Raw genomic sequence first — 22,778 nt, 5'->3', positions numbered from 1 at the left:
GTGGAGGCAACGTTGGGATACCACCCTGATCGTATCTAGGTTCTAACCTGGTACCGTAATCCGGTGCGGGGACAGTGTCAGGTGGGCAGTTTGACTGGGGCGGTCGCCTCCTAAAGAGTAACGGAGGCGCCCAAAGGTTCCCTCAGAATGGTTGGAAATCATTCGAAGAGTGCAAAGGCATAAGGGAGCTTGACTGCGAGACCTACAAGTCGAGCAGGGACGAAAGTCGGGCTTAGTGATCCGGTGGTACCGCATGGAAGGGCCATCGCTCAACGGATAAAAGCTACCCTGGGGATAACAGGCTTATCTCCCCCAAGAGTCCACATCGACGGGGAGGTTTGGCACCTCGATGTCGGCTCATCGCATCCTGGGGCTGAAGTAGGTCCCAAGGGTTGGGCTGTTCGCCCATTAAAGCGGTACGCGAGCTGGGTTCAGAACGTCGTGAGACAGTTCGGTCCCTATCTGTCGTGGGCGTAGGAAATTTGAGAGGAGCTGTCCTTAGTACGAGAGGACCGGGATGGACGTACCGCTGGTGTACCAGTTGTTCCGCCAGGAGCACCGCTGGGTAGCTATGTACGGAAGGGATAAACGCTGAAAGCATCTAAGCGTGAAGCCCCCCTCAAGATGAGATTTCCCAGTATGTAAGACCCCTTGAAGACGACGAGGTAGATAGGCTGGGGGTGGAAGTGCAGCAATGCATGGAGCTGACCAGTACTAATCGGTCGAGGGCTTATCCAATAGCAAGTTGTAATTCGCATGTTTCGTTTCGAATCTAGTTTTCAGAGAACAACAACTCTGAAATGTAAGCTAAGCTATGCGTTTGGTGGCGATGGCGGAGGGGTTCCACACGTACCCATCCCGAACACGACCGTTAAGCCCTCTAGCGCCGATGGTACTTGGACCGCAGGGTCCTGGGAGAGTAGGACGCCGCCAAGCAACACAGAGACACACTTGAATGATTTCGAGTGTGTCTTTTTTATTTTTATTATATTGTGTATACCGCGTTATTTTAATAGATAGAAACTAATTACGTATGTGACAGAAGGTTTGCAATCGTATTGGTTCCGATTTGACTTGTTTTATACATAAAATACTGGCGTACCAATCCTTAAAGCTGTGATACAATAGGTGAGGTCTATATAGAAACGGAAACACGCATAAGTACGAGGAGGAACAGTGAACACGATGAAATCAGCCCCGTTTATTGCCGTGGAAGGTCCGATCGGAGCGGGGAAAACAACGCTGGCAACGATGCTTTCCCATGAATTGAACCTTCCGCTGGTTAAAGAAATCGTAGAAGAGAACCCATTTCTGGCTTCCTTTTATCAGGATATCGACGAGTGGAGTTTCCAATTGGAAATGTTTTTTCTGTGTAATCGGTTTAAACAACTGGAAGACACGGGGGCTCACTACGTAGAGCAGAATACCCCTGTTATTTCGGACTACCATATCTATAAAAATATGATTTTTGCGGATCGTACCTTAAAGGGAACGAAACGGGATAAATACCGTCAAATCTATCATCTGTTAACGGATGATCTGCCGAAGCCCAATCTGGTGCTCTATATTGAAGCTGAACTCGATACGTTGATGTACCGCATTAACAAGCGTGGACGCTCATTTGAGCAGGATATGGACCCGGCATATATGGAACAACTGATCGTCGATTACAAAACAGGCATGGACTATCTGGCCAAAAGCTCGAATCCGCCAGTAATCATTAAAGTCGACGCGGAGCAACTCGATTTTGTAGAACATCCTGAGCACTTCAGGCAGATTGTTAATCAGGTAAAGGAGTATATCATATGAATAACTATGGCATTCCATCGAATGCATTAATTACGGTAGCAGGTACGGTTGGGGTGGGTAAATCCACGTTAACAGCTGCACTTGCACAGCGTTTGAATTTCAAGACTTCTCTGGAACAAGTTGATCACAATCCTTATTTGGAGAAGTTCTATCATGATTTCGAGCGTTGGAGCTTTCATTTGCAGATTTATTTCCTGGCAGAGCGCTTTAAGGAACAGAAGAAGATTTTTGAACTGGGTGGAGGATTCGTACAGGATCGTTCCATCTATGAAGATACGGGCATATTTGCACAGATGCATGCGGATCAAGGGACCATGTCTGCTACCGATTTTGAGACATACAGCAGTTTGTTTGAAGCGATGGTGATGACACCATATTTCCCACATCCAGACGTACTGATCTATCTGGAAGGCAGCCTGCCGTCGATTTTGAGCCGCATTACAGAACGCGGCCGTGAGATGGAGATTCAAACGGATCGTTCATACTGGGAGCACATGCATGAGCGCTATTCGGTATGGATTAATCAGTTTACGGCCTGCCCTGTGTTGCGCCTGAACATTGATGAGTATGATGTGCATGATCCGGCATCGGTAGATGCCATTTTGGCACAGATTTCAGCTGTCATTCAGCCTTCCAAGGAAGCTCAAATATAAAGATAAGATGCAAACAAAGACAAACATCCCTTTTACGGCTATTAGGCTGCTAAAAGGGATTTTTTTCGTATCATGAGAGTGCCTGGGATGAATGGTCACTAAAAGTAGAAAGTTGTTGAAAAATAGGTCTTTTTGTGGTTTCATAGGAAAGGTGATTTCTGGAAAATTAGCATAAGCATGACTCAGGAGGGAAAGACAACGTGGAAGAGAAACAAGGAATTAAAATCGGTATGCCGATCATTGGTGGCTTAATTGCAGCCATTCTGGGAGGCATTGTATGGGCAGCTATTGCTGCAATGACCGAGTATGAGGTAGGACTCATTGCCATTTTGATTGGAGCGCTCACGGGCTACGCAGTTGTATTGTTCTCGAACAAACAAATTGCGACAGTACATAAGATCATAGCCGTACTTTTTGCTCTCGTAGGCATTTTGCTGGGTAAATATCTGACGGTGGTATACTTTACTTCGGAACTGTTTGGTGATGTAAGTGTAATGGAACTCGTGTTTGATAGCGAGATGATCAGTGCGTTTGTGGAAACCTTCCAGGATTATTTCAGTCAACCGATTGATTTGTTATTCATTGTGCTTGCGATTGTGTCTGCATGGCAGATTCCCGGCCGTATGGCGAGAACCAGCCTGGCTTCGGACGCGTCGTCATCGGATCACGCACCTAGAGCTTAATTCGATAGACGTTGGACGTTGGAAGTGGAAGAAAAACGTAGTAAAGAGCAATCTACTTTATGCTGCCACTTGTCGTTGGCAAGAACAACGGAGAGAGCGTAAAGGTAACAATAGCAGATATTCATAAAGTGCTCAGAGTGAACACCAATATGAGTTGTTCACATTGCGGCTGAGTTACTTGGATACATAAAGGGACGTGACGCCTGAGGGCGTACGTCCCTTTTGTATATATATGTGCGGCAATGTCGGAAATATTGATATCATGTGCATGATTATTGAAACAGCATGAATCAGGACGTCTCCCTTGATGACTATGGAATTGAATATGGACATAGAGATGAATAATACTGCAATGGGCTCAGACAGTCTATATTATTTGTTTTGATCCGCAAATACAGCCATGGCATCTCTCATAAATACTGCCAAACCATCGCCAAACTGATCAATATTGCGTGTGAAGCGTTCATCGTCCACGTACATTTGACCGAGTCCTCTAAAGGCTTCAGGTGAGTAGCTTCCCATTTGGTTCAGCAAAGTGTACCACTCTTTGATGCCAGCCTGTGCTTCCGCAGATGCTGGTTCTGTGTGACGAAGTGCAGCCAGATGTTTGTAGATTTCGTTCATTTGATCGGATAGAGCCTTCTGCTTCTCACCCGACTGACTGTGCAGCTTCTGGTTTGCCTGATCAACGGCATGGTCTCCCCAGCGCTCCCGCGCTTCCTGTTCGTACGGATTCTGGCTAAAATCAAATCCTTCGAATTGTTCTTTGGCTGTCATTTTAATTTCTCCTCTCACGTGTAAAACTGTTTTATCAATGGTAGCAATCATCTGGTCCAAGCGTTGACGCTTTTCCAATAGAATTAATCGATGCATATTTAGCGCTTCCTCCGGATCGAAGGAGGGGTTGTTTATAATTTTTTTGATCTCCTTCAGAGAGAAGTCGAGTTCCTTGAAAAACAAAATCTGCTGCAACCGTTCCAGATTGGCATCTGAATATAATCGATATCCGGCAGAAGTCACTTCGTCCGGGGTTAATAATCCGATCTCATCATAGTGATGCAGTGTGCGCACACTGATCGAGGCAAGTTCGGCAACTTCTTTTACCTTCATGGCCATGTGTAAAACCTCCTTACAACACCGATTGTACAGTGTCACGTTACGTGAGAGTCAACAATTGAAAATGAAAAAACAAGATGCAAGCATGGAGGCTGCATCTTGATCATGGATTAGGGAGCTAGAAGTGACTAGATTATTGTATTAGTCACTTTAGGGGAGCGGATGCGCTTCTGAGTCGAAGACATAGACTGCCGTACCGCAGGGGTGTTGTGAGGCTCCTCTGTTATGGAGAGGAGAGCGAGCAGTTGTGTGGGCTGCACATATGCATTCGGTGCAGCCCACGGGCTGGCAGTGCAGGGAGAGCATGGCTACGCCTGCATCCCGCGCACTGCCGCAGCGAACTGCGCAGCCGCTGCGCGCACATCGGCCGCGCCCGCGATGGCGGAGATGACGGCTACGCCGTCGGCTCCAGCCGCCATCACGGCGGCCGTGGTATCGGGCGTAATGCCGCCGATACCCACAATCGGAACTTCGATGCCTGCGGCGCGCAGTTCCGCCACCCCTGCGGGGCCCAGCACAGCGTGGGCATCCGCTTTGGAGCGCGTCGGGTACATGGGCCCGACGCCAAGATAGTCGGCGCCCGCTTGCACCGCACGGCGCGCCTCATCCACGGAGTGGGCGGATACGCCAAGCATCCGCCCATCTCCAATGCGGGCGCGTACCAGCGCCGCGTCCGCATCTTCTTGGCCGACATGCACGCCGTCGGCCTCCACCGCTACAGCCAGCTCCACATCATCGTTCACGATGAACGGGACCCCGTGCTGGCTGCACACCTCGCGAAGCTGCATCGCAAGCGTGATGCGAGCTTCGCCAACCAGGGCGCCAGTTCCCTTTTCACGGAACTGGAACAGCGTGATGCCGCCAGCAATGGCCTGGCGCAGCACTTCCACCGGGTCTTGCGTCGTATTGACGCTGCCCATCACCAAATACACCTGCATCGCGCGTCGCACGGCTTCTGCATCCCAAGGGCGCATCACTGCTCACCCCGCTGTCTGCGCTGATACGCAAAATGATTCGTCGGCCCATGTCCGGCCCCAATCCCCAGCTCATCTTCGATGGCTGCCTGAATGAAGGCTCGCGCGGTCGTAACGGCAGCCAGAACCGATGAACCCTTAGCTAACTCTGCGGTGATGGCAGCAGAGTACGTACACCCTGTTCCGTGCGTATGACGTGTTACCACACGAACATTTTCCAGATAATGAAAAGACTGTCCATCGTAGAGCACATCCACGATCATGCCACTTCCTTCATCATGACCACCTTTGAGCAAAGCATACGTCGAGCCCATCTGCACGATCTGCTTTGCGGCTTCTTCCCGGGCGCTCAGATTCGTAATGGACATCCCGGTGAGCAGTTCTGCTTCCGGAATATTGGGTGTTGTGATCAGGGCATAGGGCAATAGCTCTGTGACCAGCGCCTGTACAGCTTCCTGCTGAAGGAGAGGAGCACCACCTTTGGCGACCATCACGGGGTCAATGACCAGATTAGACCAACGATATTGTTGCCATTTTTCAGCGACGAGCCGAATAATCTCAGCACTATATAACATGCCGGTCTTCGCCGCAGTTGGCTGAAAGTCTTCCCCGGTCGAGTCCAATTGCTGGGCAATGCCATCATAAGGGATGGGAAAGACGCCCTGTACACCTGTTGTATTTTGGGCAGCAATAGCCGTGATAACGGTCATGCCGTATACCCCAAGCTCCTGGAACGTTTTCAGATCAGCCTGAATGCCTGCGCCGCCCCCGTTATCAGAGCCTGCAATGGTTAGCGCTTGAGCAATGTTCATACTGCACCTCCACGGACCTGACGTATCTGTGCGTGCTCTGCCAAGAGTTCAGGTGTCACTTGTGCCAGTTGATTCAACAACTCAATCTGGAAGCTGCCTGGCCCCTGATGTGCCGTGTGCTCTGCCGCTAGTTCAGCCGCTACGCCATAAAAAGCGAGCGCTTCAACAACGCTGCCAAGAAGATCAGCTTCCGATTCCGCTATGGCTGTAAAAGCGCCAATCACTGAACTTAGCAGACAGCCAGCACCCGTGACCTGAGTGAGCAGGGCATGTCCATTACTCGTGAGGAATGTGGATTGTCCATCGGTAATGATATCTTCTTTCCCCGTAATGACCACGACACAGCCGAGCTTATGCGCTGCCTGCTCCGCAATGCCGATTCGGTCACCCTTACCTGATCCTGCGTCCACACCTTTGATACTCCAGCTCTCACCGATGACATTAGCGACTTCCGCCACATTGCCGCGCAGTACTGTGAGGCGTAGTTCACGAACGAGCATCTGAACGGTTTCTGTACGATAGGCGGTTGCACCTGCACCGACGGGATCAAGCACAACAGGCACGTGATGTGCATTAGCTGATTGACCAGCCAATCGGATCGCCTGAACGACTTTGTCATCGAGTGTACCAATGTTAAGTACCACGGATCCTGACATCTTGGCGACATCGGCAACTTCCTCATGAGCATAGGCCATAAAAGGGGACGCACCAAGTGCGAGCAGACCATTGGCTGTAAAGGGAGCCACGACAAGGTTAGTGATATTGTGTACCAACGGGTTTTGCGTACGAACACGTTCCAAATAAGACATATAATTTCCTCCTTGTTTTGTATGCGTTCCTGAATCCTTTGACCAAAAAGCTGTAAACGGCTGTTTATTCGGATATGCGTGTCTCAGGTTCATGTTCATTAGATTTCTGAGACCGCTTCAAATCCTTCAAATCCTTGATTAGGACGCCTCAGATTCGTTAGCACTCGCTCCATGCTCTATTCCAGACATGTTATGGCGCATATAACTTTGCTTTCATTCCCCTTGCTCTTCTTTAGTTACTCTCCGTGCAGATTAATAAAAGCATCCTCGGCTTTCACTGATTCAGGAATCAATTCGTTTTCAACGAGCCATGCACGTACATTCTCCCACGACTCCATTTCCTGCCGACCAAACGATTGACCTTCTTCATTCATAAGTGGCAGTAAAATAGCCAGACTTTTGGTTTCGATCTCGGCGTCCAGCGGAGACGTTTCATTCTCATGGGCAAGCAGAATATTCAAGGCTTCCTCTGGGTGTTCCGTTACATATTTCTGCCCCTCCTGAATCGCTTTGACGAACCGGGTAAGTTGGTCCTTTTTCGATTCAATGCCAGCTTCACTTGCGGTCAGGACCAATTCATAATAATCAGGCACACCATAATCGACGGGGTTAATCGATTTCATGGCATGTCCTTCTTTCTCCAAAATCAATTGTTCATGGTTAATAAAACCACCCATTATCGCATCCGCCTGTCCGGAAGCCAGCGAAGGAATCAGATCGAACCCGACGTCGACCAGATTCATGTTGTCGGGGTTGCCGCCATCGTGGCTAATCATCGTACGCACCATCGCTTCATACAGGGGAATCGAGGAATAGCCGACAGTCTTTCCTTCAAGATCTTTGGGTGAATTCACGTTACCATTGGCTTCGGTCAACAGATGCACAAGCGGATGCCGAACAACAGCAGCAATGGAACGTACAGGAATGTTCTCACCACGCGCGAGCAAGATTTGGGGCTGGTAGCTTAGAGCCAGATCAATTTTCCCGGCAGCAACAAGTTTGAGTGAATCATTGGTATCCGCAGGCATCTGAATTTCGACATCGAGACCTTGATCTGCAAAGTATCCTTTTTCTTGAGCAACGTAGATGAAGGAATGTACTGCATTCGGGTACCAGTCGAGCATGATGGACAGTTTATCTATGGCGACTGATGCTGGTTCTGTTACAGACGAGTCTGTTTGCTGTGCATGGGTTGCCGAATCTGTTGTTGGCTTGTTTTTGCTAGCACCCGTGGTGCCACATCCGCTAACGATCAGCAACAGGCTTATGAGCATGATAGGAAGCAGGGAGTATATGCCTTTGTTATTCATAAATGAAGTTCCTCATTTCATCGTTTGGATTTGTAGAAAATGGACAGCAGCATGTTAACGGACCATGTGACAATGTACTGATTGAAGTTTGCTGCTGAAATGGTGCATAAGGTATGTTCTGAAAATCGTAACTCTTATTTACATCTAATTTCTCTCTAATTTCTCTCTAATTTCTATCCAGCTATTTTTTCTCTCCATGACGCCGTATGCTAAATCGTTTCTCCAGCCAAGCAATCAGTGCAAACAAAATGATTCCCAGCAGGGATAACAGCACAATAGCGGCGAACATCGCATCCGTATTCATGTTGCTGGACATGCGGCGGCTGAAGTAGCCGAGCCCTTTACTGCCACCAAGCCATTCTCCTATCGTTGCACCAACCACACAGTACACCACAGACATCTTTAGCCCCGAGAAAAAAGAAGGGAGTGCCAGCGGAACCTGGAGTTTTCGAAAAATATCCCATTTGCTAGCGCCCATGGTGAGCAGCAGTTCACGCTGCTCCGGATCGCCTTGGCGGAGTCCATCGTAGGTACTGACCACGATGGGGAAGAACGCGATCAGGAAGACCACGGCGACTTTACTCCACAGCGTGTAGCCGAACCACAGGATGAATACGGGGGACAAGGCAATCAGCGGTATGGTCTGACTAATCACGATGAAGGGATATAAGGCCTTTTCAATCGATCGGTTCATATGCATGCCTGTCGCCAGCATAATTCCGGTCACTATGGACAAGCCAAAACCAACAGCAACCTCCATAAAGGTAGCAGGCAGATGTATGGTCAGCAGCAGACGACGATGCTCAACCAGTGAGCCTGCGATGGCTGTGGGTGCGGGAATGATGAAGGATGGCACCCATCCCATACGTACAATCGTTTCCCAGATCGCCAGTAATAAGAGCATGAGCAGAATGAACAAACCATATTGGGAAAGCCACTTCGAACACCACGTCCAGACGCTAACCTCAGCTCTATCATTTTGCATGCAATTGTTCCTCCAGTTGTTGCCTCATCTGCACGAGAGCCGGTTCGTAGATCAGGTCCGAATGCCTTGGACGTGGCAAAGGAACCGTCATTTCCTGCAGCTGCTGATCTTGCCCCCCTGGAGGTAACAGAATGATGCGGTCACTTAACAGCAGGGCTTCTTCAATGTCATGTGTAATAAATAAGACGGTTTGGCCAAAGTCCTCCCACAGCTCCAACAACCAGCGATGCATTTCTCGTTTGGTTAAGGCGTCGAGTGCACCGAAGGGTTCATCCAGCAACATGAGCTGCCCGCCTGTAAGCAAGGTACGAAGCAGTGCCACCCGCTGCCGCATGCCGCCGGACAATTCATCTGGATAGGCCTGTTCATAACCCGACAGGCCGAATTTTGCTAATCCTGCCATGATATCGGCTCGTAGTTTGTCCATGTCCTGTCGGCCTGGTGCCAGCTCGGCAGGCAGCATGCAGTTCTCCATGACGGTACGCCAGGATAACAGCAGATCTTTCTGCGGCATATAAGCGACTCGTCCGAGCCGTTGTCCTTGCGGTACATCGGCAATGTCGATGGTGCCGACGGTAGGTTCAAGTAAGCCTGCGAGCAGCTTGAAAAGCGTGCTTTTGCCTGATCCGCTGGAGCCGATGAGCGAGACAAATTCTCCTTGTTGAACCTGAAGCGACACATTGGCAAGCACGGGGGAATCCTTTTTTTCGGGAAAAGCGAAGCTTACGTTGTGAATGGTTACATGGTTGTTCATCTGATCCTCACCCCCTTGATGTCAGACTGCTGGAATAACAACGGCATCTTATACTCTGCAAAAAGAAACAAAAAAGACCCACCCATTTCCGGAGAAATGAGTGGGTCTGTAAGTTAGATCCGCAATTTATCTTCACATATACATGATAAAATTCCGCTTACTAAAAGGCCGCTCCACTTCCCTCCGCTGGTATGATCCAGATCAGGTTCAAAGGGTCCGAATAGTCATATTCGTCTCAGCCGCAGGGCTCCCCTAGTGCAAATGTACAAGATATGCAGTTGTGTGTTCAGCATATATCACTTGAACATGAACTGTAAAGAGGCAGCATGATGGAATTCTTGAGGTGAACTTGGAGTCAGATCTGAGAGTGAGGTTGTAATCATACAAATTTCAGTTGGAATGACTTTCTCTTGCCCCTTGTTGTGCTTCGAACAACCGAACAATTTACCTCGGCTCACGAACCCGATATAATAGGGATGGCGCATATTGGCCGGATCACAAATGCAGGTGGGATTGCTCCCTCCGAAGCAGAATGGGGACCCGAGTTGAAAACGTTCAAAAAAGTATATATTGAGATCACAAGTATCTGCAATCTGGCATGCAGTTTCTGTCCGCAGACGCAGCGTGCCAAAGGATTCATTGACCCTGAAGTCTTCAACAATATACTGGATCAAGTTAAACCACATACCAACCATATTTATTTACATGTCAAAGGTGAACCCTTGTTGCATCCCAAAATAGATCTGCTGCTTGATTCCGCACATGAGAAGGGACTCAAGGTGAACATTACAACGAATGGTACGCTGCTGCCCAAGACTCAGCATAAATTGCTTGGCAAACCGGCGCTGCGGCAGATGAACTTCTCCCTGCACAGCTTCGACGGGCATGAAGGTTCAACTGACCGTGACGGATACCTGAGCAACATTCTGTCTTTTGTACACGAAGCGGTGAAGCACAATGTCATCATCTCATTCCGGCTGTGGAATCTGACGCAGGATAACTTCACGAATGCTCAGATGAATCGAAATCGGGAGACCCTTGAAGTGCTGGAACGTGAGTTCAATCTGGACTTCCGCATTGAGGAAAAAGTGGTTCCAGGCAGCGGGGTCAAAATTGCCCCGAATGTATACCTGAACCAGGATCATGAATTCCAGTGGCCGAGTCTGGATGCACCGGAAGATGACGGAAAAGGCTTTTGCCATGCACTACGGGGTCAGGCGGCTGTACTTGTCGATGGAACGGTGGTTCCATGCTGTCTTGATGGTGAGGGTGTCATTAACCTCGGTAATGTGCACGAGAAGTCATTCTCGGAGATTATTGAGGGTGAGCGAGCGAGCAATCTGGTGTATGGTTTTTCCAAGCGGGAAGCTGTGGAAGAGTTGTGCCGGAAGTGCGGTTACCGTCAGCGGTTTGGAGCCTAGAATATATAAATTTACTTAAAAACGAACCTACCGAAAATATTTGTTTCGGTAGGTTCGTTTTGTCTTTATTGCGAAATTACTTAGATAATAAGAATTGAAATCAATTCAGGATAACAACTTTTTTGTAAAATCATAGTTTATTAATCTTGTTTTTATGAATTTGCATGGTATTATTATCCTATTGATTAGGAGGTGTGTTAGTTCTTAAGATTCATAAATTAGTAAATTTACCTACCAGAAGCCTACTGAGGAGTGTGTTTTAGTTTTGAATTCAAAATGGAAAAAGTTTAATCACAAGCTATCGTTAATGCTTTCTACGTCGCTGATTGTCTCTATGTTATCTATCAATTTATCTGTATCGGCAGAATTGGCTACATCTAAAACTTCTTTTACCGATATTGATAATTCGTATGCCAAAACCGAAATCTCCAAATTAGTGGAACAAGGAATACTCACAGGATTTTCAGATGGGACATTTAAACCTTCCGATTCGGTAACACGAGCTCAATTGGCAAAGATTATGGTCGGTGCGCTTAATTTAAAGCCTGATAATGTCGAAGCAAGTCAATTCAAAGATGTAAAGGCAGACCAATGGTATGCCGGATATGTAGGCGCACTTGTCAAATCTGGCATTGCTCAAGGTACTTCCAAAGATAAATTTTCACCTAACAAAAATGTGACAAGAGAAGAGTTAGCTGTATTTTTTGTTAGAGCCTTTGGTTGGGAACATCAAGAAATAACGAGTCAAACTTCCAAACCTCAACTCTCAGATTTGGATCAAGTATCTAACTGGGCGAAAGAATCCGTGTCTCTTGCCTATCAATCTGGTTTTATCAAGGGGTCAGTTCAAAACGATGGAACAGTAAAATTTAATCCATCAGGCATAGCAGATCGACAGGCACTAGCGAGACTTGCATATGAGTTTGTAAATAATAAGTCTACATACGATAGTTACATGATTCCTGTCAAGACAGAGGTTGATACCGAAGATCCTACTGAAGCAAAACCGGAAACAACAAAACCTTCTGAAGGTACCAGTAAGGGAAATAGCGGTAGTACCTCTGGAGATAAAGGGAACGGTAGTAACAATGGTGGAAATAACGGAGGTGGGGAACAAGCTCCTAGTAATAATCTCACATCTCCAGGTACATATACTCTTGGTAATATAACTGGAGATGTAACCATTAGTTCTCAAGGTGTCGTTCTAAAAAATACCAAAGTAAATGGTAAGCTGAAGATACTTGAGTCCGTAGGAAACGGTGACGTGACTCTTGATAATGTTAGTGTTACGGGAACTACTGAGATTCAAGGCGGAGGACCAAATAGTATTCATGCAGTGAACTCAGTTCTTGCAACAGTGATTGTTGACAAAGCGGATGGTAGTATTCGTTTGGTCCTTGAAGGTGGAAGTGATGTCCAACAGATTGAAATTAGATCTGGTGCGATCGTACAGAATGTCTCCACGGGTGATGTCGGACCGATTGAAATAGCAGAGTCGATTCCTCATAATGCTTCGGTAGTACTTAGTGGAAGCTTCGACTCTGTAATGGTTCATGCAGAGCAAGTTTCAGTGGAATTTGGAGATAACTCCACCATTGGTAATCTCGAAGTGTTCCAAGATGCATTGAACACCGTGTTTAAAATTAACCATGGTGCTGTAGTGAATCGGGCCATACTAAATGCAATTGTACAATTTTCTGGAGCTGGAACGTTATCCTCGGCTCTGGTCAATGCAGAAGGCATCGATTTCAGTCAACTTAGTCAACTCCCAACTATTGAGGCAGATCCTACAGTTACTAGTGTAGTTTACGCTCCTCAAGTAACAGAGTTGTCGGCAATTGATTCGACCCGTCAGATCGTATTCACGGGGATCGCTTCCCCAGCGAAGAAAGATATCACTTCCTTTGCAAAATGGGATGTTGAGAATAGCGCCATTGCCATTGTTGACTCAGGAAAGATTCAAGCTAAAAGCAACGGTACGACAGTGGTAAAAGCCAAATACGGAAACTTCGAAATCAATGTTCCAGTAACCGTTGCAGTCTATAACGAAGGAACAGTCTATCCGACACTCAAAGGGATTCAAGTTACAAATGGAAGTGCAAAGTTGAATTTTTCTGAGGGTTTTGATGTTTCTGAACTGACTGCAAATGATTTCATAGTTCGTGCCTATTTTGATGGGGCAGAACAACAATTGAATAACTTGGAGTACCGCAATGGCGAATTTACTTTTGATGCTATTGATAGCTATGGAACTACATTGTACATCACTGTGGAGTCAGATGTTAATAAAACACATTTTGCAGGAAGCCAAAGTGGTGCAATCAAACTTACAGGATTCGGTGGGCACATCAAGGATGTAGCTGGAGCACCGGTTGCAGATTTAAGTATTTCGTTTAGAAAAGGCTTGGATAACAAAATAGGTGAAATCGTTGGATCTGTAACAACGGATACTTATGGAGACTATTATATTAATCTTCCCCCAGGCATCTACACAGGTGAACTTGGAGGTGGAGATACAAAATATATTACAACTTATCTCATTGGTGTCTCAGCAGTAAATGTGGAAAATAAGCGTGAGAATCAAACTGCTATAGAAATACCTACACAAGATGAAACTCGCTTCGTACTAACTTGGGGTAAAGACCCAGTGGATCTGGATTCACACCTCGTAGGACCTGCAGGTGATGAGGGAATGTTCCATACGTTCTACTCTGATAAACAATATTATAATAATGGCGAACTTATGGTCGATTTGGACTTGGATGATGTAACTTCTTATGGACCTGAAACGACAACCATTCGTCACTTACTTCCTGGAACGTATACATTCTATGTTCATCATTTTTCTGGATCAAGCACAATCAAGAAATCTGGTGCAAAAATTGATGTTTTCCATGGTGCTGTAGCTACTCCAAGTGCAACGTATACTGTAGCAGATGCCAGTGGTAATGAAATATACTGGGTCGTTCTCAGAATGATCGTTTCTGAAGAGGGCGTGGTTACTTATGAAACAGTAAATGAATTTACCAATGTTGACCCACTGACTTTACTTCAACCATCGGATGAAATTAACGAAGATGAATTGGAACCTCTAGAATAAATAGAGGATGTAGATTAGTTTTAAATGTATCATGTAGAAACCCTGTCTTTAACAAGACTAAGGGTTTCTTTTTTTTTGTGTCTAAATCATTTGGTGAATGTAAATAGAGCATATCCGAAGTTAATATCGGTACATAACAAGTAAACATGATACTGCAAAGAATGCTTAGACATCAGGTATTATGCTGAAAAATGAAACATGACCTAATGATTATTCTCGTAACATTCCCTTTTTTGGTAGGATCAGGGTAGGTTCTGAACACAGAGATTTCTCTCTAGTGTATATGAAGACAAGTCTCTGCTTGAACCCATTCAATCCAAATAAGGGAGGATGTTTATTGATGAAAAAGATGTTGACGGTAATGTTGTCGGTTGGTCTGCTTGCTTCTGCATTTGGTGCAATTCCGGTGTCTGCGGCTCCCGAGATTGTGAAGACAACAATCATTGTTCCCAAAGGAACAACGTATGATGGTAAAGGCAAGAGTGTTGCCGCAGATCCCAAAACATTAGGAGATGGCAGCCAGGCCGAGAACCAGAAACCCATTTTCCGACTGGAAGCAGGAGCTACGTTAAAAAATGTTGTGATTGAAGCACCAGCGGCGGATGGGGTGCACTGTTATGGCAACTGTAATATTGAAAATGTAACCTGGAAGGATGTTGGTGAGGATGCGCTCACATTGAAATCCGCAGGGACTGTGAACATTACAGGTGGTGCAGCATACAAGGCCTATGACAAAGTGTTCCAGATGAATGCCTCCGGTACGATCAACATCAAAAATTTCAGAGCGGATGATATCGGCAAGCTGGTGCGTCAAAATGGCGGAACATCCTATGCAGTCACAATGAATGTGTCCAATTCGGACATTTCCAATGTGAAGGATTCCATTTTGCGGACAGATAGCAGCTCAACTGTAGGAAAAATCACGAATACGCGGTATTCCAAAGTACCAACGTTGTTCAAGGGGTTTGCTTCAGGGAAAACGAGCCAGTCCGGGAATACGCAATATTAAGGCATTGCCACAAATACCCATCTGATGTACATTAGAAGCAATGAAATAAAGTGAACCGGGAGCTCAATGAAGTTGGGCTGAGAGAGTGGCCTTGTGCCGCTGACCGTACATCTGATCTGGGTAATGCCAGCGTAGAGAACATGGATTTACAATATGTAGGGTGAAATGTGCAAATTAACGGGGGATAACAACAGGACTTCTTTTCAGCTGTGGTGAATTTTTTGCTACAACGGAGAGAGAAGGATTGATATTCCGTCTTTGCGTCAACCATCCAATACATGATTGTGAGAATTGTACACTGTACGTAAGGCCTGCCCGGAACCGGGGAGGCTTTTTTGTTTACTTTTATAAACCCGATGGGGAGCAGAGGAAGGAAGTTGAGAAGATGGCAACAACAGCAGGCAACAAGCGATTGAAACTAACAGATATTCTGGTAACCATCGTGATCGCAGTGGTGTTCGGAGTGATTTACAAGATATGGGGACCTACATATGACCTGATGAAACCATTTGGCGTTCATGCGGAGCAGATGATCTATGGCATGTGGTTTATGGCGGGCACGTTTGCTTTTGTCATCATTCGTAAGCCGGGTGTGGCGATTCTTGCTGAGGTTGCAGCTTCAACGGTGAGTGCTTTTCTGGGCAGTGAATGGGGCATGTCCACACTGGTGTATGGTCTGTTGCAAGGATTGGGAGCCGAGATATTCTTCGCCGCATTTCTGTATCGAAAAACCAGTCTGTTCGTCACCTGTCTTGCAGCCATAGGTGCAGCGGCGGCTTCGCTTGTGCTGGATTACCAGTACGGGTATATTGATTCACTCTCGGCATGGAATTATACGTTATTTATCGGATTCCGCTTCATTGGAAGTATCCTGATCGCCGGAGTGTTCGCTTATTATCTCGCCAAAGCCTTGGAACTGACAGGTGCAACCCGCTCGCTCAGACCGGTATCCAAACAGGATTATGAGGCTCTGGATTAGATGAACGGGGAAGGGAATTCGCAAGTGGTAAGTGTAACGAATCTAAAATGCAAGTTCCCGGGAGAGAAAGCCTTGCTATTTCAAGGCTTGTCTCTCTCTGTGCGTCAAGGGGAGAAAGTGTTGCTGCTTGGTCCGAGCGGCTCCGGTAAATCGACGTTGTTACAAATCCTGAGCGGTCTGATTCCACGTTCGGTTGAGATCCCGATGAAATGTGATGATATTCAGGTTCCTGGCAAAGCCGGAGTGGTCTTTCAAGACCCGGATACCCAGTTCTGTATGTCCTATTCGGACGAAGAGATTGCATTTGTTCTGGAAAACCGAAATATACCGCGTGAAGAGATGGCGGATCTAATTGAATATTATCTGAAACAGGTCGGATTATCCTTTGAGCAGAATCGAACATGGATCCAATCCATGTCTCAGGGCATGAAGCAGCGTCTTGCAATTGCATCGATGTTGGCCATGGACCCGGAGGTGCTATTTCTGGATGAGCCCACGGCATTACTGGATGATGAAGGAACTTCCCAGGTGTGGGATACCGTCAAACGGATTGCCAGTGACAAAACATTAATCATTGTTGAACACAAAATTAATGAGATTGTGGATATGGTCGACCGAATTATTGTGTTATCTCCTGAGGGAAAAATCGTGGCGGATGGCCCATCGCAGCAAGTATTTACGGAGGAAAGAGAAAAGTTGAAGGCTTATGGAATTTGGTATCCAGGCGTGTGGGAAGAGCGGGATCAGGAGCAGGCAACAAAGGAGGAAGAGGGAAGTATTGCTGGAGAACTCCGGGCCTGTGAGGATCAGGGCTTTCTGAGCTTGGAAGTACAGCAAGCGTCTGGTTTATCCGAAACAACGACCACATTCCCCATATCTCACGTATCATCCTTATCCCCTGTATCATCGTCACATCAGCCTGCACTGGCCTTACACCAGTTCACTGGATGGCGTGGGAAAACGCCCTTCATTCAGGTGGAACAGGCCAAGGTGTGGCATGGGGATTGGATTGGTATTGTCGGAGCCAATGGAGCTGGCAAAAGTTCGTTGTTATTATCCCTGATGAATATTCTGAAAACGACAGGTGATTATCAGGTTGATGGTCAGCCCTCCGGTAGGACGGAACAACTCGCAGATCGAATTGCATTTGTATTTCAGAATCCGGAATTTCAATTTGTGACCAATACCGTCGCGGAAGAAGTGGGATTCTCCTTGCTTGGAGGAAGGCTTACAGCGGAAGAAAGACGTATCAAAACGGATCACATGCTGAAGCAATTTGGACTAATCGACCTATCCGAGCGTCATCCCTACCAATTATCCATGGGACAGAAACGCCGCTTGAGTGTGGCTTCCGCACTGGTCAGAGAGCAGCGAATTCTGCTGCTGGATGAGCCTACATTTGGGCAGGATGCCCGCAATACGTTCGCCATGTTAGCACAACTGGAGCAATTGCGGCGTGAAGGAACAGCTATTGTGATGGTTACCCATGACCGTGAGATTGTAAAAAGATATTGCACCCGAATCTGGACGGTGGATGAGGGGAGGTTATCTGATGCAGCTGTCGTTTCCTCATCGTGAAACCTGGCTTCATACCGTCAATCCCGGATTGAAAATGATTATTCTGACGATGATGTTTGTCATCGTTATCCTCATTCATAACCTGAATGTAATGGCCAATGTTGCTGTAGCTATGATTCTGTTACTGTGCTGGACTGGTCACCCGTGGTACAGATTGATGCTGTATGCATCACCATTCATTCTGGTATTTATCTCCACATCTACAGGTATGATGATGTTTGGGAAGGGAGAGACCACATGGTATAAGTGGGGACTGATTCATATTACGGAAGAGAGCTTCTATCGCGGACTGCACTTGGGATTTCGCTCGCTGAGCATGGCAGCGGCTGGCTTGCTGTTCGGACTGACAACGAAGCCGGTAAGACTGTTTTATTCCCTAATGCAGCAGTGGAAGCTTCCCGCCAAATATGCCTACAGCTTTTTGGCCGCGATGCGTATGATCCCGATTCTGCTGGATGAATTCCAGACGCTCCGTTACGCCATTCGTATTCGTGGAACAAGGCAACGCGGCTCACGCTGGAATGTGTATGGTACACTCAAGCGTTACGCTATTCCGCTGCTGGCCCAGAGTATTCGCCGTGCACAACGAATGGCGGTAGCGATGGAAGCGAAGGGGTTCGCGGATGGCGCGCGTCGAACATATTACATTCAGATCGGCTATTCCCGGGCAGATCTGTGGTTCGTATTTTATTATATCCTCACCTTAACAGCTGCTTATTACATGGGGGTCACCTTTCCTTATCATGCTACGATGTTGGATGTAAGGTAATACTGGAATATAGCGAGAAATATATTGAGGTGAGAGGTAACTTTTTCCTGTTTGCGACGTCTATATGGAAATAACTTCTAATGGATGGGGATGAATGAGAGTGAAGACGGGTCCTGACTGGCAGAGAATAGGCTACAAATGGATTACCTTGACTGGAGTATCTGCTGTGCTGTTGACGGGATGGATGCTGCTGGATTCCAAAATGGTCGCCCTTGGAGGACAAGCTTCGGCTACAACGCCACAAACGCTGGGGGCAAGTTCCCAAGCCTTAACTGCAAAGTTGGCTTACAAACAAGGAGATACCGTTACGCTCATGAATGACATCCCTCTGTTCAAAAACAGGAGGGACAGCAGTGTGGCTGCTGACCAGATGAGGGTTGAATATTATACGACGAAAAGCGAAAAGTATACGTTTGCTTCGATTCGTGGCGAGTGGGTACAGCTCCAGTCATCTGAACATGGAGACTTCTGGCTGCCAAGTTGGTATGCACTGAAGGAGAGCAGAAGCATGACGAAAATGGCTCCCCAGAGCTTCACGCTCCAATCAGGCAGTAAACTGTATCTGGCTCCAGACAGTTCTACAACCTGGTCTTTTGAGAAAACGCTAACAGATAAGGCTGTTATTGTTGCGAAGTGGAAAGGATGGTATGGGGTCTCCATTGCCCCGCGAACTTGGAACAAGGAATCCTCCACGTATCGCCCTGTACTGCTCTGGATCAAGGAAAAGGATATAGAACAACGGATGAATGTGGCTGATGGTTGGTTCCAACAGGATGCAGCGCTGCCGACTTCGGCGATTCGGCATTTGACGGATATCAAGTTGAATCCAGGAATCGTCTCCAAACAAGTCGAACAATGGCTTGGTGAACCGGATTGGAAAGAGAATTCGGCCAATTTGAATGACACGGGTTATGCGATGAGTATCGGCCAGACCTGGAGATATGAGCGGGAAGATGCGCAGTATCTGGTCACATTCAACAAGAATGGCAGACTGGTCAGAACACGCTGGAATTTAGCACAGGATAATCGAAATGCTGTCGTTTCCGATTGGAACATCAGTCGGGCGGATGAATATGGGTTCACAACAAAAATCTATGGCACAACACTGCCGACGACAATCCCTTGGAAACCGGTATGGACCAACCAGGGGGATATTAACTACACTTTTTTACAAGCAGCCACGGATGATGTACTCCTGATGAAAGGGGATGACGGTGGATTTAGCGGGGATTACTACGAAGGTTCCATATATGCTCTTGACCGACATTCGGGCCAGAAATTATGGGGGAATAATGGGGGCTTTGGAAGACAGCAGGCGGAGGTAGATACAGGACGCCAATACGTTACAATCTACACCGATTATGACCCTGACAAGAAAAGATACGTGGATCGTATTCGTCATCTGAACTTGAAGAACGGAAAGGTCACGTGGACGTACACCCCTAAGCAAAATTTTAGACTAAATGGCATCACCGCTGCTAAGAACGTTGTGGTTGTGGATAACCCGGTTATTGAGAGCTCAAGCAACAGTTGGTTAACGGTTCTGGACAGCGCAAACGGAAAAACATTGTGGACGCGAAAACTGGCTACGGGTTATGAATTATTGAACAAGAGTGCAGATGAACCTTATGTGTTGTATTGGGAAAAGAATAAGCTGATTGCAGCCGATCCGCAATCAGGCCGAACCGTATGGAGCTTGAAAGCTAAACGATCCACCATAGAACAACTTGGGAATGATCCATATTTTGATGGAATTGAACGCCTTGATCCATTTGCCACCGCGAATACGGAAAGGTGGCTGTCGCTAGATAATCAGTGGCTGCTGCTTGATCTGAACACAGGTAAGAAGCTTGCACAATTCCCTGCTCGTGCAGGGCAGAGATTTGAGGAGCTGAATGATGGCATGCTGTTGATCCGTGAGAACAAAAACGGCGATCATTACGGAAAATATGAAGATTTTACAACCACCCTGTACGATGCCAAGACAGGCAAAACACGCTGGACGCTCAAGGGAAAGATTGAACGAGGGCTGGTGGAAGATGATCAGTTGTATGTGATTAAGAATGGCTACCCGGCGGCTTTGGATTATAAGACGGGGGAGACGCGTTGGAATGCCAAAGATACGATTGCAACTCTGAGGTATCCAACGAATCAGGGAAGTTATCTGGTCATTGATGATCAGTTGCTGCTGCCCATGGATGAGAATCTGCTCGTATTGAACAAAAAGGATGGAGTGCTGCTGGGGCGTGTACATGACGTTGTGATGGGAAGCCCGGAGCACCGGGAGCGTGATGCGAAGAATGGAATGATCAACCGAATCGGAAATGAAGTGTATGTGGGGTCGTCCAACGGACGTTTTCGTCTGTATGAAGCTAGCCATCTGCAGGAGGCAATCTCACCTTAAAAGCTTGTCTCGTATGGAATGTTGATTTATTATAAATGAACAGGCTTGCTCGCGCTCCGGTTATCGGCTGTGCGGGCTTTCTTCATGTGTTCTTGAAGAACCATGCATGATCATTCACGGGAGGACTCTCCATGATCTCATTATATGGTGTAAGCAAATGTTATAACGAGCGCGGTTCCCGTGCAGATCAGGGATTCGAAGCATTAAGCTCGGTGTCCCTTGAAGTGGGACAAGGAGAAATACATGGCATCATAGGATCCAGTGGTGCAGGCAAATCCACGCTTCTGCGGATGCTCAACGGATTGGAAAAGCCGGATGATGGTGAGGTTGTTGTGAATGGGCAGCACCTGACCCAGATGAATGAGCGGAGTCTGCGTCAGGCACGAAGATCCATTGGCATGATTTTTCAACACTTCAACCTTGTCAGTAACCGAACGGTGAGTGGCAATGTCTGCATGCCGCTGGAACTCGCGGGTGTATCCCGTGTGCAGCGAGTCGAACGTGGACTTGAGGTGCTGAGGTTTGTTGGACTGGAAGACAAGGCAGATCAATATCCTGCACAGCTTAGTGGAGGACAGAAGCAGCGTGTGGCCATTGCACGAGCGCTCGCCAGTCGTCCGGATGTGCTGCTCTGTGATGAACCGACGTCTTCGCTTGATCCACAGACCACGAACGGCATACTGGATGTGCTGCGTCATATCAATGAAACGCTGGGCGTGACCATTGTCGTGGTGACACATGAGATGGAAGTGGCTCGCAGACTATGTCACAGGATATCCGTCATGAAGGATGGGAAACTCGTTCGAACATTGTCTGAGGCGGAAGTGAGCAGTATCCCCGCTCCGCAGCCTGATCTGCTGACCTCTTTGCTTGCAGGTGACGAATACGGGATGACAGGTTCATCTCTATCACGTCAGGCAGAACAGGAGGACAAGCCATGAGGTTACCTGAGTCTGTGCTGAAGTATCAGCATGAGATATGGCAGGCGATTGGAGAGACTTTTGTCATGGTGGGCATTTCCATTGCGGCAGCTGTTCTGATTGGGTTACCTCTGGGTACACTGCTGTACCTATTCCGCAAAGGACAACGGTATCAGAATCAAACGCTGTCTTTTATCCTCGGAAGTGTCGTCAACATCGTTCGTTCGTTTCCGTTCTTACTGCTGGTTGTATTCATGATTCCATTCACACGAATCGTCGTGGGAACGTCCATCGGTACACTGGCGGCAACCGTTCCACTCTCGGTCATTGCGATTGCTTACTATGCCAGACTGGTGGAGCAAGCGTTGCTCGATGTACCCAAGGGAGTGGTTGAAGCGGCCGCATCCATGGGAGCATCGACGATGCAGCTTGTCGTGAAATTCCTGTATGTGGAGGCAAGGTCTGGCCTTGTACTGGGACTCACGACAGCGACCATCAGCTTCATCTCTTACTCGACGGTGATGGGCATTGTAGGTGGCGGCGGGGTTGGCGATTTTGCCATTCGCTATGGTTATCAGCGCTTCGAAACGGAGATTATGGTATTTACGATCGTCATTATGATTATCCTGGTACAGATGATCCAATTCACGGGTAGCAGACTGTCCCACTGGCTGGATCGCAGATCCTGAACAG

Annotated in this window: 19 protein-coding genes, 2 rRNA genes and 1 riboswitch; of the genes, 14 read left to right on the top strand and 7 right to left on the bottom strand. The window is 47.3% G+C overall.

The genetic code is table 11. From position 1 onward, the window contains the following. From FS628_RS09930 to FS628_RS09910, 5 genes are all read left to right on the top strand, one after another. Window positions 1-738, top strand: a 23S ribosomal RNA gene (locus FS628_RS09930); the annotation flags it as partial. An 81-nt stretch (window positions 739-819) separates the two neighbouring features. After that, window positions 820-936: ribosomal RNA gene (rrf, locus tag FS628_RS09925) — 5S ribosomal RNA — on the top strand. A gap of 249 nt (window positions 937-1,185) precedes the next feature. Continuing rightward, window positions 1,186-1,809: a deoxynucleoside kinase gene (locus FS628_RS09920; protein WP_145321277.1), complete on the top strand. Its 624-nt coding sequence runs from the start codon at window positions 1,186-1,188 to the stop codon at window positions 1,807-1,809. Continuing rightward, window positions 1,806-2,462, top strand: coding sequence for a deoxynucleoside kinase (locus FS628_RS09915; protein WP_145321275.1), 657 nt, complete (start codon window positions 1,806-1,808; stop codon window positions 2,460-2,462). The genes FS628_RS09920 and FS628_RS09915 overlap by 4 nt, the downstream gene beginning before the upstream one ends. 200 nt (window positions 2,463-2,662) lie before the next feature. Further along, window positions 2,663-3,145 carry a hypothetical protein gene (locus FS628_RS09910; RefSeq protein WP_260870971.1) on the top strand — a complete coding sequence of 161 codons (483 nt, stop codon included), beginning with the start codon at window positions 2,663-2,665 and terminating at the stop codon, window positions 3,143-3,145. Between the two features lie 372 nt (window positions 3,146-3,517). Here the strand turns inward: FS628_RS09910 and FS628_RS09905 are convergent, their stop codons facing one another. From FS628_RS09905 to FS628_RS09875, 7 genes are all read right to left on the bottom strand, one after another. Then, a complete protein-coding gene (locus tag FS628_RS09905; protein ID WP_145321273.1) occupies window positions 3,518-4,261 on the bottom strand; it encodes a MerR family transcriptional regulator in 744 nt (247 codons plus the stop codon). Window positions 4,262-4,569: 308 nt separating this feature from the next. Further along, window positions 4,570-5,235 carry a thiamine phosphate synthase gene (thiE, locus tag FS628_RS09900; protein WP_145321272.1) on the bottom strand — a complete coding sequence of 222 codons (666 nt, stop codon included), beginning with the start codon at window positions 5,233-5,235 and terminating at the stop codon, window positions 4,570-4,572. After that, complete coding sequence (thiD, locus tag FS628_RS09895) at window positions 5,235-6,047, bottom strand: bifunctional hydroxymethylpyrimidine kinase/phosphomethylpyrimidine kinase (protein ID WP_145321270.1); 813 nt, start codon at window positions 6,045-6,047, stop codon at window positions 5,235-5,237. The genes thiE and thiD overlap by 1 nt, the downstream gene beginning before the upstream one ends. Next, complete coding sequence (gene thiM / locus FS628_RS09890; protein WP_145321268.1) at window positions 6,044-6,856, bottom strand: hydroxyethylthiazole kinase; 813 nt, start codon at window positions 6,854-6,856, stop codon at window positions 6,044-6,046. The genes thiD and thiM overlap by 4 nt, the downstream gene beginning before the upstream one ends. 236 nt (window positions 6,857-7,092) lie before the next feature. After that, the gene (locus FS628_RS09885) at window positions 7,093-8,166 is read right to left on the bottom strand and encodes an ABC transporter substrate-binding protein (protein ID WP_145321266.1); all 1,074 of its coding nucleotides are present in this window, start codon (window positions 8,164-8,166) and stop codon (window positions 7,093-7,095) included. Window positions 8,167-8,347: 181 nt separating this feature from the next. Further along, entirely contained in the window at window positions 8,348-9,151 is an 804-nt protein-coding gene (locus FS628_RS09880; RefSeq protein ID WP_145321264.1) for an ABC transporter permease, read from the bottom strand. Then, entirely contained in the window at window positions 9,141-9,905 is a 765-nt protein-coding gene (locus tag FS628_RS09875) for an ABC transporter ATP-binding protein (RefSeq protein ID WP_145321262.1), read from the bottom strand. Before FS628_RS09875 ends, FS628_RS09880 begins: the two co-directional genes overlap by 11 nt. Before the next feature lie 161 nt (window positions 9,906-10,066). After that, window positions 10,067-10,169, bottom strand: a riboswitch (TPP riboswitch). A 281-nt stretch (window positions 10,170-10,450) separates the two neighbouring features. Between FS628_RS09875 and FS628_RS09870 the strand changes: the two genes are divergently transcribed. From FS628_RS09870 to FS628_RS09830, 9 genes are all read left to right on the top strand, one after another. Then, window positions 10,451-11,326: a radical SAM/SPASM domain-containing protein gene (locus FS628_RS09870; protein WP_145321260.1), complete on the top strand. Its 876-nt coding sequence runs from the start codon at window positions 10,451-10,453 to the stop codon at window positions 11,324-11,326. A 265-nt stretch (window positions 11,327-11,591) separates the two neighbouring features. Next, complete coding sequence (locus FS628_RS09865; RefSeq protein ID WP_145321257.1) at window positions 11,592-14,426, top strand: S-layer homology domain-containing protein; 2,835 nt, start codon at window positions 11,592-11,594, stop codon at window positions 14,424-14,426. Window positions 14,427-14,766: 340 nt separating this feature from the next. Then, on the top strand, window positions 14,767-15,435 hold the full coding sequence (locus FS628_RS09860; protein WP_145321255.1) for a pectate lyase: 669 nt from the start codon (window positions 14,767-14,769) through the stop codon (window positions 15,433-15,435). 385 nt (window positions 15,436-15,820) lie between these two features. Beyond that, window positions 15,821-16,414: an ECF transporter S component gene (locus FS628_RS09855; RefSeq protein ID WP_145321253.1), complete on the top strand. Its 594-nt coding sequence runs from the start codon at window positions 15,821-15,823 to the stop codon at window positions 16,412-16,414. After that, on the top strand, window positions 16,415-17,992 hold the full coding sequence (locus FS628_RS09850) for an ABC transporter ATP-binding protein (protein WP_145321251.1): 1,578 nt from the start codon (window positions 16,415-16,417) through the stop codon (window positions 17,990-17,992). Next, complete coding sequence (locus FS628_RS09845; RefSeq protein ID WP_145321249.1) at window positions 17,967-18,761, top strand: energy-coupling factor transporter transmembrane component T family protein; 795 nt, start codon at window positions 17,967-17,969, stop codon at window positions 18,759-18,761. Before FS628_RS09850 ends, FS628_RS09845 begins: the two co-directional genes overlap by 26 nt. A gap of 94 nt (window positions 18,762-18,855) precedes the next feature. After that, complete coding sequence (locus tag FS628_RS09840) at window positions 18,856-21,165, top strand: outer membrane protein assembly factor BamB family protein (RefSeq protein WP_145321247.1); 2,310 nt, start codon at window positions 18,856-18,858, stop codon at window positions 21,163-21,165. A gap of 131 nt (window positions 21,166-21,296) precedes the next feature. Next, window positions 21,297-22,106, top strand: coding sequence for a methionine ABC transporter ATP-binding protein (locus tag FS628_RS09835; protein WP_145321245.1), 810 nt, complete (start codon window positions 21,297-21,299; stop codon window positions 22,104-22,106). Then, window positions 22,103-22,774, top strand: coding sequence for a methionine ABC transporter permease (locus FS628_RS09830; protein WP_145321244.1), 672 nt, complete (start codon window positions 22,103-22,105; stop codon window positions 22,772-22,774). Before FS628_RS09835 ends, FS628_RS09830 begins: the two co-directional genes overlap by 4 nt. The last annotated feature ends 4 nt before the right edge of the window (window positions 22,775-22,778 follow it).

Origin of the sequence: Paenibacillus xylanexedens (assembly GCF_007676705.1) — a bacterium.
Taxonomy (GTDB): domain Bacteria; phylum Bacillota; class Bacilli; order Paenibacillales; family Paenibacillaceae; genus Paenibacillus; species Paenibacillus xylanexedens_C.
This window is presented reverse-complemented; position numbering and strand designations above follow the sequence as displayed.

Bases quoted from the DNA above. Each gene is read 5' to 3' on its own strand.
- FS628_RS09850 (WP_145321251.1), top strand. From the start codon at position 16,415: ATGAACGGGGAAGGGAATTCGCAAGTGGTAAGTGTAACGAATCTAAAA.
- FS628_RS09885 (WP_145321266.1), bottom strand. From the start codon at position 8,166: ATGAATAACAAAGGCATATACTCCCTGCTTCCTATCATGCTCATAAGC.
- FS628_RS09875 (WP_145321262.1), bottom strand. From the start codon at position 9,905: ATGAACAACCATGTAACCATTCACAACGTAAGCTTCGCTTTTCCCGAA.
- FS628_RS09915 (WP_145321275.1), top strand. From the start codon at position 1,806: ATGAATAACTATGGCATTCCATCGAATGCATTAATTACGGTAGCAGGT.
- FS628_RS09835 (WP_145321245.1), top strand. From the start codon at position 21,297: ATGATCTCATTATATGGTGTAAGCAAATGTTATAACGAGCGCGGTTCC.
- FS628_RS09855 (WP_145321253.1), top strand. From the start codon at position 15,821: ATGGCAACAACAGCAGGCAACAAGCGATTGAAACTAACAGATATTCTG.
- FS628_RS09840 (WP_145321247.1), top strand. From the start codon at position 18,856: ATGAGAGTGAAGACGGGTCCTGACTGGCAGAGAATAGGCTACAAATGG.
- FS628_RS09845 (WP_145321249.1), top strand. From the start codon at position 17,967: ATGCAGCTGTCGTTTCCTCATCGTGAAACCTGGCTTCATACCGTCAAT.
- FS628_RS09830 (WP_145321244.1), top strand. From the start codon at position 22,103: ATGAGGTTACCTGAGTCTGTGCTGAAGTATCAGCATGAGATATGGCAG.
- thiD (WP_145321270.1), bottom strand. From the start codon at position 6,047: ATGAACATTGCTCAAGCGCTAACCATTGCAGGCTCTGATAACGGGGGC.
- FS628_RS09880 (WP_145321264.1), bottom strand. From the start codon at position 9,151: ATGCAAAATGATAGAGCTGAGGTTAGCGTCTGGACGTGGTGTTCGAAG.
- thiM (WP_145321268.1), bottom strand. From the start codon at position 6,856: ATGTCTTATTTGGAACGTGTTCGTACGCAAAACCCGTTGGTACACAAT.
- thiE (WP_145321272.1), bottom strand. From the start codon at position 5,235: ATGCGCCCTTGGGATGCAGAAGCCGTGCGACGCGCGATGCAGGTGTAT.
- FS628_RS09920 (WP_145321277.1), top strand. From the start codon at position 1,186: ATGAAATCAGCCCCGTTTATTGCCGTGGAAGGTCCGATCGGAGCGGGG.
- FS628_RS09905 (WP_145321273.1), bottom strand. From the start codon at position 4,261: ATGGCCATGAAGGTAAAAGAAGTTGCCGAACTTGCCTCGATCAGTGTG.
- FS628_RS09860 (WP_145321255.1), top strand. From the start codon at position 14,767: ATGAAAAAGATGTTGACGGTAATGTTGTCGGTTGGTCTGCTTGCTTCT.